A 14,473-nucleotide genomic window follows, 5' to 3' on the forward strand; every position below is an offset into this window, starting at 1 on the left:
GGGCGCGGGACCACGCGATTATCGGCCGGTCCCGTGTCCGCCGGAAGTCGCGCGTTGTGCTTCAGCCAGCGTGACGCGCCTTCAGCAGGGCCTCGACGTCGGCCAGCCCCAGCCCGCGCGCGCGCAGCAGCACGAGCAGGTGGTAGAGCAGGTCGCCGGCTTCGCCAAGCAGGTCCTCCTCCGACTGCGCCACCGCGGCCAGCGCGGTCTCCACGCCCTCCTCGCCCACCTTCTGCGCGATGCGGCGCACGCCACCGTCGAACAGGCGTGTGGTGTAGCTGTCGGCCGGTCTTTCGCGATCGCGTCGCGCCACCAGCGCATCGAGTTCACGCAGGAACGAGCCGGTCGCGCCCGGTGCGCTGGGGAAGCAGCTCTCGCGACCGAGATGGCACGTGGGCCCGTGTGGCCTGGCCGTCACCAGCAGCGTGTCGCCGTCGCAGTCCACGTCCAGCGCGACCAGGTCGAGGTAGTGCCCCGACGTCTCGCCCTTTACCCACTGCGTCTGCCGGCTGCGGCTGAAGAAGGTGACATGGCCGCTTTCGATCGTCGCACGCAGCGCCGCGACGTCCATGTAGCCGAGCATCAGCACGCGCAGCGTGTCGGCGTCCTGCACGACGGCCGGGATCAGGCCGCCCTGCTTTTCCCAGGCGAGCGAATCGACCGCGCTCACCGTCGGATCAACCGACATCACGCACCTCGATGCCCTGCGCCCGCAGGTGCCGCTTGAGTTCGGGAATGGCCACCGCTCCGGAATGGAACACGCTCGCCGCCAGCGCCGCGTCCACGTCGGCCTCGCGAAACACCTCGGCGAAGTCGTCGATCGCACCCGCGCCGCCGGAAGCGACCAGCGGCACGTCGCACCGCTCGCGAACCGCGCGCAGTTGCTCGATGTCGTAGCCCTTGCGCACGCCGTCGCTGCCCATGCAGTTGAGGACGATCTCCCCGGCTCCGCGTTCCTGGGCCTCGACGACCCAGTCGAGCGTGCGTTGCGGCAACGCACGCGTGCGCGAGGGATCGCCGGTGTACTGGCGCACGCGCCACTGCCCGTCTTCGTCGCGCAGGCTGTCCACGCCCACGACGACGCATTGCACGCCGAACGCGTCGGCGATTTCGCCGATCAGCGCCGGGCGTTCCAGCGCTGGCGTGTTGATCGACACCTTGTCGGCGCCGGCGTGGAGCACCGCACGTGCGTCCTCGACGGAGCGGATACCGCCGGCCACGCAGAACGGCACGTCGATCACGCGCGCCACGCGCTCGACCCATTGCCGGTCCACGCTGCGCCCCTGCGGGCTCGCGGTGATGTCGTAGAACACCAGTTCGTCCGCGCCTTCGTCGCGATAGCGCAGCGCCAGTGCCACGATGTCGCCCATGTCGACGTGATCGCGGAAGCGCACGCCCTTCACGACGCGTCCGTCGCGCACGTCCAGGCATGGCACGATGCGGCGACTCAGCATTCGCGCACCTCGCGCAGCGCTTCGTCGAGCGCGAAGTGGCCCTCGATCAGCGCCTTGCCCAGCACCGCACCGGCACAACCGGCGCGACGCGTGGATTCGATGTCGTCGATGTCGCGCACACCACCGGATGCCTGCACGTGCACCTCCGGTGCCAGCTCCGCCAGGTGGCGGTACAGCGCGAGGTTCGGGCCGGACAGCATGCCGTCGCGTGCAATGTCGGTGCACAGCAGGTGGCGCAGGCCGCCGTCGGCGAAGCGGCGCACCAGCGGCTCCAACGACGCACCGCTGTCCTGCGTCCAGCCGGCGGTCGGCAGGCGCCATGCGCCGCTCGCGTCCTGCCGCGCATCGAGCGCCACGGTGATGCGTTGCGCGCCGAAGCGCGCGATCCAGCCGAGTACGCGCTCGGGTTCGCGCACGGCCAGCGAGCCCACGACGACGCGCTCGGCGCCGGCTTCGAGGATCAACGCCACATCGTCCTCGCCGCGCACGCCACCGCCGGTCTGCACGCGCAGCCCGGTTGCGGCCACGATGTCGCGCACCAGCGTCCGCAAGGTGTAGCCACCTTCGCGCGCGGCGTCGAGGTCGACCAGGTGCAGCCAACGCGCACCCTGCTTCGCGTACTTCGTGGCCAGGTCCAGGGGGGGCGGCGCATAGCGCGTCTCGCGCTCGTAGTCGCCCTGGTTCAGCCGCACCACGCGTCCTTCGCGCACGTCGATGGCGGGATAGAGTTGGAAGTCCGTTGCCATCGCGGACGTTGCAGCAGTCGTCGCGTTCACGCGGCCTCCATTGCGATGAAATTCGAGAGCAGGCGCTGGCCGGCCGCGGCCGATCGCTCGGGGTGGAACTGCGCGCCGAAGCAGCGCCCGCGCCCGGCGATCGCGGTGAAGCCGATGCCGTAGTCGCTGCGCGCCAGGGTGTCGGCGGTCAACGGGGCGGCGAAGCTGTGCACGAAGTAGGCCCATTCGCCTTCGTCGATGCCTTCCAGCAGCGGCGATGCCTTCTGCAATCGAAGCCGGTTCCAGCCCATGTGCGGAACACGCACCCCGGCATGGGCGGGAATGCGCTCGATACGGCCGGGCAACAGCCCCAGCCCTCCGACTCCGCCTTCTTCCGAGGACTCGTAAAGCAACTGCATGCCCAGGCAGATGCCGAGCAGCGGTGCCTCCAGCGCGCGGATCGTGTCGACGAGATCGAGTTCGTGCAATCGCTGCATCGCCGGTGTCGCCGCGCCCACGCCGGGCAGGATCACGCGCGGCGCGTTGGCGATGGTGTCAGCGTTTGCACTCAGCACGGCGCGTGCGCCGATGCGCTCCAGTGCGTAGCGCACCGAACCGATGTTGCCGCCGCCCCAGTCGATGAGGACGACGTCGGTCATGGCACTGCTCTCGGGTTCATTCGAATACCGCCGTCATGCATGGGAATCAGAGCGTGCCCTTCGTGCTCGGCAGCTCGTGGCCTTCGCGTCGCACCGCCTGGCGCAGTGCGCGCGCGACGGCCTTGAAGCAGGCTTCGACCTTGTGGTGGTCGTTCTCGCCTTGCACGCGAAGATTGAGGTTCAGGCCGGCGCCGTCGCACAGCGAGCGGAAGAAGTGCGGCACCAGTTCCGTCGGCAGGCCGCCGACGCGGTCACGGGCGAAGTCGCCTTCGAACACGAAGTACGGGCGCCCCGAGAAATCCAGCGCCGCGCTGGCCAGCGATTCGTCCATCGGCAGCGTGAAGCCGTAGCGACCGATGCCGCGCTTGTCGCCCAGGGCTTCACGCAGCGCCTGCCCGAATGCGAGCGCGCTGTCCTCGACGGTGTGGTGCTCGTCGATGTGCAGATCGCCTTCGCAGCGCAGTTCCAGCGCAAAACCGCCGTGCTTGCCGAGCTGTTCGAGCATGTGATCGAAGAAACCCAGTCCGGTGGTCACCTTCGGGTCGGCAACGCGGTCCAGGTCCAGCGCGACGTCGATGCGCGTCTCGCGCGTGTTGCGCGTGACGCGCGCGGTGCGCGGCGCGTCGGCCAGCGCATGCGCGATGCCGCGCCAGTCCCACTCGCCGCCGAACTGTTCCGTGCGCAGCTGGAACGCACGGATGCCGAGGTTGCGGGCGAAGGCGGTGTCGGTGTCGCGATCGCCGACCATCGCCGAGCGCGACCAGTCGATGCCGCGATCGCGCAGCAACGGCAGGGCCAGGCCGATGCCGGGCTTGCGCGTGGGCGCGTTCTCCGCCGGCAGGCTGCGGTCGATGAGCACGTCGCGGAAGACGATGCCCTGGCTTTCGAAGACCTGCATCATCAGCGCGTGCGGCCCGTCGAAGTCCGCCTGCGGGAAGGCGTCGCTGCCCAGGCCGTCCTGGTTGGTGACCATCACGAACTCGTAGCCGGCGTCGCGCAGGCGCAGCATCGCCGGGATGACGCCCGCGACGAAGCGCAGCTTGTCGAAGCGGTCGATCTGGAAATCGCCCGGCTCCTCGATGAGCGTGCCGTCGCGGTCGACGAACAGGATGGGCGTGGCGCTCATGCGGCGCCTCCGCGCAGGATCGAAGCCACGAGGGCGTTCTGTTCCGGCGTGCCCAGACTGATGCGCAGCGCGTCCTCCAGGCCTGGCGTCGCGCGCATGTCGCGCACGACCACGCCTGCCGCGAGCAGACGGTCGAGCGCGGCCTGCGCGTCGTCGAAACACACCAGCACGAAGTTGCCATGCGATGGATAGGCGCGACGAATGCCCGGCGATCCAGCCAGCTGTTGCACCAGCCTGTCGCGCTCGCCGCGCACCTGGGCGATGCGCGTGCGCGTCTGCAAGGCGGCGTGCGGGGCAAGCGCGCGCAGGGCCTCGTCTACGCATGCGGCAGGCAACGGATACGGCGCCTGGCAGCGGCGCAGCACCTCGATGAGCTGCGCGTCGGCAATGACGCTGCCGATGCGGGCACCGGCCAGCGCGTGCGCCTTCGACAAGGTGCGCAGGACGACGATGTTGCGCTGGGTGTCGATGAGACGCGTCGCCGAGGGCGCGTCGGCGAACTCGATGTAGGCCTCGTCGACCACGACCAGCGCGCGTGACTGCAGCCGCTGCGCGAGCGCGATGATTTCACCCTGGGGCAGCAACGCGCCGGTCGGATTTCCGGGCGAGCACAGGAACACCAGCCGCACGCCTTGCGTCAGCGCGGCCTCGGTCACGGCGTTGAAATCGCAGCGCCATTCGCCGTCGCGCTCGCGCAACGGAATGTCGACGATGCGCGTTCCGTGCAGGCGCGCGTTGACGGCATACATGCCGAAGGTCGGCGTGTTGACGATGATCGCATCGCCGCCGGGGCGGCATATGGCGCGCACCAGCACATCGATGCATTCGTCGCTGCCGCGACCCACGAGCAGTTGCTCCGGCGCGCAGCCGTAGAGCGTCGCGAGTGCGTCGCACAACACCTGCGGCTGCGGATCGGGATAGCGGCGCAGCGCGCCGTCGCGGTCGGAGAGATTCGGCCACGGCGATTCGTTGGCGTTGAGCCAGACGTCGCCCCGCATCCGGTCGCTGCGCGCGGATCGGTAACCGGCGAAATCGCGCAGGTCCTCGCGCACCAGCACGAGCGGGCTCGGCGATGCGGTGTCGACGATGGCGTTCACGGTGCCACCGCCTCGAGGCGCAGTGCGACCGCGCGAAGGTGCGCGTCGAGTCCTTCCGCACGCGCCAGTTCGACGGCGCAGGGGCCGATCGCTTCGATGCCGCGCGGCTGCACTTCCTGCACCGTGATCGCCACCTGGAAGCTGGCCACGTTGATGCCACCGGCGAAGCGCGCCGCGCCGCTGGTGGGCAGAACGTGATTGGTGCCGCTGCAATAGTCGCCCAGTGCTTCGGGCGCCCAGTCGCCGAGGAACACCGAGCCGGCTGCGGTGACGCGCGGCAGCCATGCGCGTGCGTCGCGCAGGGCGAGGATGAGGTGCTCGGGCGCGTAGCGGTTGCTGATCTGGAGCGCCTGTTCGATGGAGTCCACGCGGATCGCACTGGACGACTGCAACGCACGCCGCGCGATATCCGCGCGCGGCAGCGCCTGCAACTGCAGCGCCACCTGGTCGGCCACCGCATCGAGCAGCGCATCGTCGTCGCACAGCAGCAGCACCTGCGAGTCGGGGCCGTGCTCGGCCTGCGAGAGCAGGTCCGCGGCGACGAACGCCGGGTTCGCGCCGGCATCGGCGATCACCAGGACTTCGGACGGGCCGGCCGGCATGTCGATGGCCGCACCGTCCTGGTCCATCGCGACCTGGCGCTTGGCTTCGGTCACGTAGGCGTTGCCCGGCCCGAACAGCTTGTCGCAGCGCGGCAGCGTGGCCGTGCCGTAGGCGAGCGCGGCAATGGCCTGCGCGCCGCCCACCTTGAACACGCGCGCGATGCCGCATCGCCGCGCGGCGTAGAGCACGGCCGGATCGGCGCTGCCGTCGCGACGCGGCGGCGTGCACAGCACGATCTCCGGACATCCGGCCAACTGCGCCGGCACGCCGAGCATCAGCGCGGTGGACGGCAACGGCGCGGAACCGGCGGGGACGTACAGGCCGACGCGCTGGATCGGGCGCAGCACGCGTTCGCAGCGCACGCCCGGCGCGGTGTCGACGGTGTACGGCGCGGTCATGCCGGCGCGGTGGAAGATGGCGATGCGTTCGGCGGCTTCGTCGATGGCCTGGCGAAGTGCGTCGGAAAGGGCGGCGTCGGCCGCGCGGAATTCGTCTTCGCCGACGGCGAACTCGTCCAGTTCGATGCCGTCGAATCGTGCACCGAAGGCGCGCAGCGCGGCGTCGCCGCGGTCGCGCACTTCCTCGATGATCGCGGAGACCGCGCTGGCCGTGGTGGTCGAAGTGAGCTGGGCGGGACGGCGCAGCAGCTGGGCCTGCGTGCGCTCATCGAGCTGGCGCCAGTCGACGCGGCGCATTACGGTTTCGGTGGTGGCGACGGCGTTCATGCCAGCATGCCCTCCACCGGCAGCACCATCAGGCCGCGCGCGCCGGCGCGCTTGAGTTCCTCCAGCCGCTGCCAGGTCACCGCGCCGTGGCACAGCGCCTGCAGCGCGAGGTCGTCGCCGTCGTCCAGGCGCATCACGGTCGGTGCTTCTGCATCGGGGAGCAGCGGCAGCAAGTCGGGCAGCACACGGCGCGGCGCCTGGAACAGCAACAGCTTGCTGTGGCGGATGCGCAGCGCGCCGTCGAGCCGGCGCAGCAGCAGGTCGGCGAGTTCGCCGCGCGTGGCGTCCAGGGTTTCGGCGGGACCGGCGAGCACGGCTTCGCTTTCCAGCAGCGTCGTCACCGGCTTGAGCTGGTTGGCCGCGAGCGTCGCGCCGCTGGACACCAGATCGCAGATCGCGTCCGCCTGCCCCAGCCGCGGCGCGATTTCGACCGAGCCCGACAACAGCACCACCTTCGCGTCGATGTTCTGCTCGGCCAGCCACTTCGACAGCAGGCCCGGATAGCTGGTCGCAATGCGCTTGCCCGCCAGTTGTTCCGGCCCCTGCCAGTCCCATGCGTCGGGCACGGCGAGCGCGAGGCGGCAGCCGCCGAAACCCAGGGCACGCAATTCGCGGAACGACGGCGCGGCGCCGTTGCCCGCGCGATCGGACCCCTGTTCGAGCAGCACGTTGCGGCCGACGATGCCCAGGTCGCACACGCCTTCGGCGATCAGGCCGGGGATATCGTCGTCGCGCACCAGCAGCAGGTCGACGGGCAGCGACTCGCCGTAGCAGAACAGGCGGTCGCGGCTCTCGCGCCAGCTCAGGCCGCAGGAGGTCAGCAGGGCGCGCGCCGGATCGGCGAGACGGCCGGATTTCTGGATCGCGATGCGCAGGCGGTCGCGCGCCGGCGTGTTGGGGGACGGGCTCATGGGGGTCTCGATCAGCCGGCGTTCGTGGCGGCGGGTGGTACGGCCAGGCGGCCGGCGGCGATGCCGTAGCCGCCCGCGCCGCGCTCCAGCGTGCGGGCGACGCGGCCGATGGTGGTGACGCTGACCTGGGTGCGGTCGTGGATCTCGCGGTACGGGACGCTGTCTTGGAGCAGCGGGACGACGCGCCAGCGGTCGCCCATCGCCTCCAGCTCGGCCGGCGTGCACAGGTCCTCCAGGAAGGCCTGGACCTCCTCCACCGTGCGCAGGGTCAGCAGCGCGGAGGCCAGGAAGGCCAGGTTTTCCTCACTGCGCTCGCTTTCGAGGGGTCGACGCTTCATATCCGGGTCAATGTATTAACGCGTTAATACATTAGACCTTCCGTCAGCGACCCGCGTCAACCCTCCGGACCTGTTTCCGGCAGCGCGGCCTGAACGCGGCGTTCACGCCGTCTATAGCGATAGTGACGATGGCGTCACCGGCGCAGCGAAGCCCGGGACGGTTGAGGCTCGCCCCCGCCTACCCCGCGGGACCGCCAGCTGCGGCCAGGACCGGTGACCGACGTTTCGGTGACTGGCAAGGGGATGAGATGGGACGTGCGCCACGTTGGGTCCGGCTGTGCCTTGCAGGCCTGTGCCTGCTGCTGTTTCCGGCACTGGCCGCTCCGCCAGCGGGATTGATCGAACTGCGCCATGACCGCACCGAGGTGCCACTCGCCCCGGCGATGCGCTATGTCCACGACACGCAGGGCGATGGCGACTTCGCCTCCGCGCAGCGATGGCTGGACGAAGGCCGCTTCGCGCCGTTGCCCGACGGTCGAACCGCCTTCGGCTTCCAGGACGGCGCGTTCTGGTTCCACGCGCGCGTCGTCAACCGCGACAACGCCGAGACGCGCTGGCTGCTCGTGCAGAGCTACGCGCTCAGCGATCGCATCGACGTCTATGCGCGCTATCCCGATGGCCGCACCGCGTTCCAGGCCGGCGGCGACCACCTGCCCTTCAGCGCCCGCAGCATCCGTTATCGACACCCCAACTTCTGGGTGACGCTGCCGCGCGGCGAACCCGTGGACCTGTTCGTGCGCGTGCAGAGCGAGAGCTCGATGCAGGTGCCGCTGTCGCTGTTCACACCGGTGGCCTTCGCCGAACTCTCGCGCGATGCGCAGTTCGTGATCGGTGCGTACTACGGCATCCTGCTGGCGTTGTTCTTCTACAACATGGCGCTGTGGCTGAGCCTGCGCGACGCCAGCTACTTCTGGTACCTGTTCCACCTGTCCGCGTTCGGGCTGGTGCTGTTCACGCTCAACGGGCTGGGCTTCGAATACCTGTGGCCGAACAGTTCATGGCTGAGCGACCGCATGGTGCCGCTGTCGATCTGCCTGGCGCAGATCGGCATGCAGCAGTTCGCGCGCATCTTCCTGGGCTTGCGCGAACGCTGGCCGCGCGGGGATCGCGTCGGGCTGGTGCTGATCGCGTTCTTCGCGCTGTTGGGCATCGCCTCCACCTGGCTGCCGTATCACATCTCCACGCCGCTGGCGTCTGCCGCGGTGCTGATCAGCATCGCCTGGATCGCGGTGGTGTCGATCGCCGTGGTGCGCCGCGGCTATGCGCCCGCCAAGTTGTTCCTGCTGGCGTGGGCGATGTTCCTGCTGGGAACGGGACTGTTCGTCGGTGTCGCGTTCGGCCTGACGCCGAAGAACTTCCTCACCGAGTACGGCGTGCAGATCGGCTCGGCGCTGGAGATGCTGTTGCTGTCCGTCGCGCTGGGCCACCGCTACGCGCAACTACGCAACGAGAACGAACGCATCGTGCGCGAGGCCAAGGATCAACTGGAGCACAAGGTCGAACAGCGCACCGCGGAGTTGCGCAGCGCGCTGGTGCAGCTGGAGGACGCCCACGCACGGCTGCGCGAATCCAGCCAGCGCGATGCCCTCACCGGGCTCCACAACCGCAGCCATTTCCGTGACCGTTTCGACGCGCTGCTGCGCCAGGCGCGCGAGCATCGCCGCCCGCTGTCGCTGCTGATGATCGACCTGGACAACTTCAAGCTCATCAACGATCGCCACGGCCATCTGGTCGGCGACGAATGCCTGCGCTGGGCCGCACGCACGCTGGGCCACGCCTTGCGCCCGCACCAGGACGCATTGCTGGCGCGCTTTGGCGGAGAGGAGTTCGTCGTCGTGCTGCCGGGCCTGAACCTCGCCGCCGCCACGCAGGTGGCCGAAGACCTGCGCCAGCATCTGCGCGAAGCGCCGTTCCGCAGCGGCACGCACGAAATCAACGTAACGGCGAGCATCGGCGTCCACGCGATCGAAACGCTGGCCGTCGCCGGCATCGACCCGCTGCTGCAGTTGGCCGACCAGGCGCTCTATCGGGCCAAGGCCGACGGTCGCGACTGCGTGCGGACGTCGCAGGAGGAGCCGGCGTGAGGTGAGGGATGCGTCACGTCATCCCGGCCTTCGCCGGGATGACGGTAAAGGCGCGGCGAATCAGCCCCGCGCCGCGCCCAGGATCGTTCCCTCGCGCACCAGACGCACCGCCGTGGCGACTTCGCCGTCGAGCGCGCGATCGCGGTCGAGGAACGGAATCGCTTCGCGGATCGCCGCATGCGCCAACGCGACCGCGCGACCGGGGTGGAACTCCTCCGCCGACGCCAGCTCCGCGCGCAGCGCTTCCACCTCGTCCAGGAACGCGTCGTACTCCAGCGTTCCCGGCGTCGGACCGCCCGACACCTTCGCCGCCAGCGCCGCCGCATCCGCGCGGCCTGCCAGGTCGCGCGCCGCATTGATCATGTCGCGGCGAAGATCCAGCGCCTGCGCCGCGGTGTACAGCTCCAGCGCGATCACCTTGCCCAGATCGTCGGCCATCGCCAGCACGTGACGCGCTTCGTTCGCGCCCATCGACACGTGGTCCTCGGCATTGGCGCTGGTCGGAATCGAATACACCGACGCCGGATGCGCGCGGCTGGCCAGATCGTTGACGATCGCCGCCGCCGTGTACTGCACGATCATGTGGCCGGACTCGGTGGAGTCCTCGTTGCCGATCAGGAAGCCCGGCAGGCCGTCGTTCGTCGCCGGATCGACCAGCTTGTTGAGGCGGCGCTCGGAAATGCTCGCCAGCACCGGGATCGCCGCCTTCACGTAGCTCATCGCCAGCGCCAGCGGCATGCCGTGGAAATGACCGGCGGAAATCACCTGCTGCTCGACGAACTTCGCCTTCGCATCGGGGAAGACGATGGGGTTGTCGGTCAGCGCATTGAGTTCGATGTCGAGCACGCGCGCGGCCTGCGCGATCGCGTCGCGCACCGCGCCGTGCACCTGCGGGATGCAGCGCAGCGAGTAACTGTCCTGCGGCTGGTGCTTCTTGCCGCCGCGGAACGGACGGAAGCGCTCGTAGAACTTCTCGCGACCGTGGCGCTGCGACATCGGCACCCAATCCCAGCCGATGTCGAAGCGCAGCGACTGCGCCTGCTCCGAATCCCAGCTGCCCGGTTGCCAGGCGCGGAACTTCGGCACCAGGTGGTACGGAATGTCGGCCAGCGTGGAGCCGTCCAGCAGGATGCGCAGGTTGGCCGCGCTGTGCACCTGGCCCGGATGCGGGCGCAGTGCGTGCACTTCTTCGGCGAACGCGCCCAGGCGGCCGGCGAAAGCGTCGATGGTCATCGCCGCGGCGAGATCGGCGGTGTCGAGCAGGTCTTCCAGCCGGTCCAGCGCGAGCACGCCGCAGGCCAGCATCTGCGCCGTGCCGTTGTTCAGCGCCAGGCCTTCCTTGTACGACAGCGTGATCGGCGCCAGGCCCGCGAGCTCGAGCGCTTCGCCGCCCGGCATGCGCCGGCCTTCGTAGAACGCTTCGCCGCCACCGAGCAGCACGATCGCCAGGTGCGACAGCGGCGCCAGGTCGCCGGATGCACCGACCGAGCCCAGCTGCGGCACCACCGGCACGATGCCGGCGTTGAGCATCGAGGTGAGTGCGCGCAGCGTCTCCACGCGGATGCCCGAGTGCCCGCGCATCAGCGTATTGATTCGAATGCACAGCATCGCGCGCACGATTTCCGGCGCGAACGGTTCGCCCACGCACACTGCATGCGTGACGATGAGGTTGCGCTGCAGCTCCTCGTGCAGCGTCTCCTTCGAACGCGTGGCGCCGGGGAGCTCATCGCGAAGGCGATGGTTTCCGAGCAGGCGGTCGGCATTGCTGCCGAAGCCGGTGGACACGCCGTAGATGGGCTCCTCGCGCCTGACCTGTTCGGCCAGGAACTCGGCGGCGCGCGTTACCGCGGGAAGCTGGTCGGGCGAGAGTTCGACGTGCGCGCCGTAAGCGACATCGACCAGTTGTGCTCGAGTAAGGGAACGGCCATCGAGTCGGATCGGTTTCATGGTTATTCCGTTGTGATTGCAGCTCCCTCCCCTGCGAATGCAGAGGAGAGTCGCGCTGGGGTGAAGTGGCTCGTGCAAGCGCTCGGCGCAACGCGTCTTGCTACTTCCTCCCGACCTCCCCCCGCAGGCAGGGGGAGGAGAAAAAGCTCACCGGCCAGCCAGCGCCTGCGCCTGCTCCAGTTCCACGCGCAGCGTGCTCGCCAGTTCCTCGCGCGCGACTTCGAACTGCTCCTCGCGCAGCAGGTCCTTCACCGCGACGACGCCGCGTGCGCGCTCGTCCTCGCCGGTCAGCACGACGAAGCGGATGCCGGCGCGCGAGGCGTACTGGAACTGCTTGCCGATCTTGCGCGCTTCCATCTGCATCTCGGTGTTGATGCCGGCCGCGCGCAGGCGGCGCGCGATGTCCAGCGCGTCGGGCAGCGAATCGCCGTCCATCAGCGCGACCATCGCCTGCACCGTGCTGCCCGAAGCGCTGCCGAGCAGGCCGGCCTCGCGCAGCTGCCAGAACAGGCGCGTCAGGCCGATCGAGATGCCCACGCCGGGCAGCTTCGACTTGGTGTAGTGGCTGGCGAGGTTCTCGTAACGGCCGCCCGAGCAGATCGAACCGATCTGCGGGTAGTCGTTGAGCGTGGTCTCGTAGACGGTGCCGGTGTAGTAGTCCAGGCCGCGCGCGATGGAGAAGTTGAGCGCGTAGTGCGTTTCCGGCACGCCGAGCGCGCGCACGAGTTCAAGCACTTCGCGCAGCTCGGCCACGCCTTCGCGCAGCGCGTCGCTGCCTTCGCCCAGCGCGTCGAGCTTGGCGATCGCGTCGGCGTGCGAGGTGGAGCGCACCTTCACGAAATCCAGGATCTTCTCCACGCCTTCGGCCGGCAGGTTGAAGCCCTCGCCGGTCAGCGTTTCGCGCACGTAGTCCTCGCCGCGCTTGTCGAGCTTGTCGACCTCGCGCAGCACCAGCGCCTGCAGTTCGCCGTCGGCCACGCCCTGCGCTTCGAAGAAGCCGCGCATCAGCTTGCGGTTGTTGAGCTGGATGGTGAACGCGCCGATGTCCAGTTCGGAGAACACCGCGTGGATCACCGCCGGCAGCTCGGCATCGAAACGCACGCTCAGCGCGTCCTTGCCGATCACGTCGATGTCGCACTGGTAGAACTCGCGGAAGCGGCCGCGCTGGGCACGCTCGCCGCGGTACACGCGCTGCATCTGGTAGCGGCGGAACGGGAATGCGAGTTCGTGCTCGTGCTCGGCGACATAGCGCGCCAGCGGCACGGTCAGGTCGAAGCGCAGCGCCAGCTCGGGCATGCCGTCGCCCTGCTTCTCCAGCGCGCCGGTCGATTGGACGAAATACACCTGTCGTTCGGTCTCGCCGCCCGACTTGGTCAGCAGCACCTCCGACAGCTCCATCACCGGCGTTTCCACCGGCAGGAAGCCGAAGCGTTCGAAATTGCGGCGGATCGTGTCCAGCATGCGCTGGAAGGCGATCTGGTCAGGAGGCAGCAGCTCCATGACCCCGGGCGGGGTGCGCGGCTTGATCAAGCGGAACTCCAGTGACATCGGGCCGCCTGGGGCGGCCGGAAGGGGGCGGTGCGAGGAGAAAACGTCGACAGTTTAGCGGCTGCCCCCGGATTTCCCCCAGTCGCCGCACGATCGCTGAAGGAAATTGCATCCGACCCCTTGCCTCGCCCCCGTCGAACTGACTAGAATTTGCGGCTCAGCAGTCGGGGTGTAGCTCAGCCTGGTAGAGCGCTACGTTCGGGACGTAGAAGTCGCAGGTTCAAATCCTGTCTCCCCGACCAACTCCGCACAAACGTGCGGTAGCTGAACCAGAAAGCGCCGGCCAATGCCGGCGTTTTTCGTTTCCGACCCCGCCATCGCGCGAACACCGCTTGCCTCGGGCGCCCGGTTGGGCACGAAGGCCGCTCTGCGAACTCGGGCATGATGCCTGCAGTCCAATCCGGCCCCGCGCCATGTCCCTCACCGTCGAATCCGTCGAACTCCACGACCGCCCCGGTCTGCGCCTGCGTCTTGGCGACGCCAGCGCGGAGCTCGCACTGCAGGGCGCACAGGTGCTGTCATGGAAGCCGGCGCCGGCACGCGAATGCCTTTACCTGAGCCCGCGCGCCAGCCATGGGCCCGGTGTGGCGATACGCGGCGGCATTCCGGTGATCTTTCCGCAGTTCGCCGGACGCGGGCCGCTGCCCAAGCACGGTTTCGCGCGGCTGCTGGAATGGGACTTCGTCGGCATCCAGGCAACCGACGCGGACCGCGAAGTCGCCGTGCTCGAACTCCAGGACAACGAGCACACGCTCGCGCAGTGGCCGTCGCGTTTCCGCGCGCGATTGCAGGTCGCGCTGTCGCCAGGCGCCTTGGAGGTGGGGCTGGAGATCCTCAATCGTGACGCCTCGCCCTTCGCCTTCACCGCCGCGCTGCACACTTACCTTCGGGTCGGCCGGCTGGCCGCGACCGCGCTGCGCGGGCTGGAAGCCGTCGGTTACGAGGACAGCGCCCGCAAGGGCATGGCGATGCCCGCCTCAGGCGCGCCGGTGCAGTTCGAGGGCGAACTCGACCGGATCTACGCCGCCGCGCCGCCGCGCCTGCTCCTGCAGGACGGCGACACGGCATTGCATATCGACAGCGAAGGTTTCCACGACGCGGTTGTCTGGAACCCCGGCGCGACGCTGGCCGCTTCGATGGGCGATCTGGGCGCCGCCGAGCACCTGCGGTTCGTCTGCGTCGAGGCGGCGACGGTGATCGAGCCGATCACGCTGGCGCCGGGCGAACGCTGGCAGGGTTCGCAGCGACTGCGCGTGTGAGTCCGC

Annotated in this window: 13 protein-coding genes and 1 tRNA gene; 3 read left to right on the top strand and 11 right to left on the bottom strand. The window is 69.2% G+C overall.

The window, feature by feature from the left end; all coding sequences use genetic code 11:
* Nucleotides 1–61: 61 nt before the first annotated feature.
* From hisIE to JI752_RS08280, 9 genes are read right to left on the bottom strand one after another with little or no spacing between them, the layout of a single operon-like run.
* Nucleotides 62–688 (bottom strand): bifunctional phosphoribosyl-AMP cyclohydrolase/phosphoribosyl-ATP diphosphatase HisIE, encoded by a 627-nt coding sequence (gene hisIE / locus JI752_RS08240; RefSeq protein WP_216962093.1) that lies wholly within the window; start codon nucleotides 686–688, stop codon nucleotides 62–64.
* Nucleotides 678–1,454 carry an imidazole glycerol phosphate synthase subunit HisF gene (gene hisF, locus JI752_RS08245; RefSeq protein ID WP_216962111.1) on the bottom strand — a complete coding sequence of 259 codons (777 nt, stop codon included), beginning with the start codon at nucleotides 1,452–1,454 and terminating at the stop codon, nucleotides 678–680. The genes hisIE and hisF overlap by 11 nt, the downstream gene beginning before the upstream one ends.
* Entirely contained in the window at nucleotides 1,448–2,200 is a 753-nt protein-coding gene (gene hisA, locus JI752_RS08250; protein WP_216964160.1) for a 1-(5-phosphoribosyl)-5-[(5-phosphoribosylamino)methylideneamino]imidazole-4-carboxamide isomerase, read from the bottom strand. Before hisA ends, hisF begins: the two co-directional genes overlap by 7 nt.
* A 26-nt stretch (nucleotides 2,201–2,226) precedes the next feature.
* Nucleotides 2,227–2,829 carry an imidazole glycerol phosphate synthase subunit HisH gene (hisH, locus tag JI752_RS08255; RefSeq protein WP_216962114.1) on the bottom strand — a complete coding sequence of 201 codons (603 nt, stop codon included), beginning with the start codon at nucleotides 2,827–2,829 and terminating at the stop codon, nucleotides 2,227–2,229.
* A gap of 46 nt (nucleotides 2,830–2,875) precedes the next feature.
* Nucleotides 2,876–3,955, bottom strand: coding sequence for a bifunctional histidinol-phosphatase/imidazoleglycerol-phosphate dehydratase HisB (hisB, locus tag JI752_RS08260; RefSeq protein WP_216962117.1), 1,080 nt, complete (start codon nucleotides 3,953–3,955; stop codon nucleotides 2,876–2,878).
* The gene (hisC, locus tag JI752_RS08265; RefSeq protein ID WP_216962120.1) at nucleotides 3,952–5,052 is read right to left on the bottom strand and encodes a histidinol-phosphate transaminase; all 1,101 of its coding nucleotides are present in this window, start codon (nucleotides 5,050–5,052) and stop codon (nucleotides 3,952–3,954) included. Before hisC ends, hisB begins: the two co-directional genes overlap by 4 nt.
* Nucleotides 5,049–6,350 (bottom strand): histidinol dehydrogenase, encoded by a 1,302-nt coding sequence (hisD, locus tag JI752_RS08270; protein ID WP_216964162.1) that lies wholly within the window; start codon nucleotides 6,348–6,350, stop codon nucleotides 5,049–5,051. The genes hisC and hisD overlap by 4 nt, the downstream gene beginning before the upstream one ends.
* A 26-nt stretch (nucleotides 6,351–6,376) precedes the next feature.
* Nucleotides 6,377–7,291 carry an ATP phosphoribosyltransferase gene (hisG, locus tag JI752_RS08275; protein ID WP_216962123.1) on the bottom strand — a complete coding sequence of 305 codons (915 nt, stop codon included), beginning with the start codon at nucleotides 7,289–7,291 and terminating at the stop codon, nucleotides 6,377–6,379.
* An 11-nt stretch (nucleotides 7,292–7,302) separates the two neighbouring features.
* The gene (locus JI752_RS08280; protein ID WP_216962126.1) at nucleotides 7,303–7,629 is read right to left on the bottom strand and encodes a YerC/YecD family TrpR-related protein; all 327 of its coding nucleotides are present in this window, start codon (nucleotides 7,627–7,629) and stop codon (nucleotides 7,303–7,305) included.
* A 248-nt stretch (nucleotides 7,630–7,877) separates the two neighbouring features.
* Here JI752_RS08280 and JI752_RS08285 point away from each other — a divergent pair, with 248 nt between their 5' ends.
* Nucleotides 7,878–9,713, top strand: a complete 1,836-nt coding sequence (locus JI752_RS08285; protein WP_216962129.1) for a diguanylate cyclase — start codon at nucleotides 7,878–7,880, stop codon at nucleotides 9,711–9,713.
* 60 nt (nucleotides 9,714–9,773) lie between these two features.
* On the opposite strand, the gene JI752_RS08290 is transcribed toward JI752_RS08285, so the two are convergent.
* Nucleotides 9,774–11,660: an aromatic amino acid lyase gene (locus tag JI752_RS08290; protein WP_216962132.1), complete on the bottom strand. Its 1,887-nt coding sequence runs from the start codon at nucleotides 11,658–11,660 to the stop codon at nucleotides 9,774–9,776.
* Between the two features lie 147 nt (nucleotides 11,661–11,807).
* On the bottom strand, nucleotides 11,808–13,190 hold the full coding sequence (gene hisS, locus JI752_RS08295; protein ID WP_216964164.1) for a histidine--tRNA ligase: 1,383 nt from the start codon (nucleotides 13,188–13,190) through the stop codon (nucleotides 11,808–11,810).
* Nucleotides 13,191–13,373: 183 nt separating this feature from the next.
* On the opposite strand from hisS, the gene JI752_RS08300 reads away from it, so the two are divergent.
* Both JI752_RS08300 and JI752_RS08305 read left to right on the top strand, forming a co-directional pair.
* Nucleotides 13,374–13,450: transfer RNA gene (locus JI752_RS08300), tRNA-Pro, on the top strand.
* 171 nt (nucleotides 13,451–13,621) lie between these two features.
* The gene (locus JI752_RS08305) at nucleotides 13,622–14,467 is read left to right on the top strand and encodes a D-hexose-6-phosphate mutarotase (protein WP_216962135.1); all 846 of its coding nucleotides are present in this window, start codon (nucleotides 13,622–13,624) and stop codon (nucleotides 14,465–14,467) included.
* The last annotated feature ends 6 nt before the right edge of the window (nucleotides 14,468–14,473 follow it).

It is taken from the genome of Lysobacter sp. MMG2 (assembly GCF_016735495.2).
GTDB lineage: Bacteria > Pseudomonadota > Gammaproteobacteria > Xanthomonadales > Xanthomonadaceae > Lysobacter_J.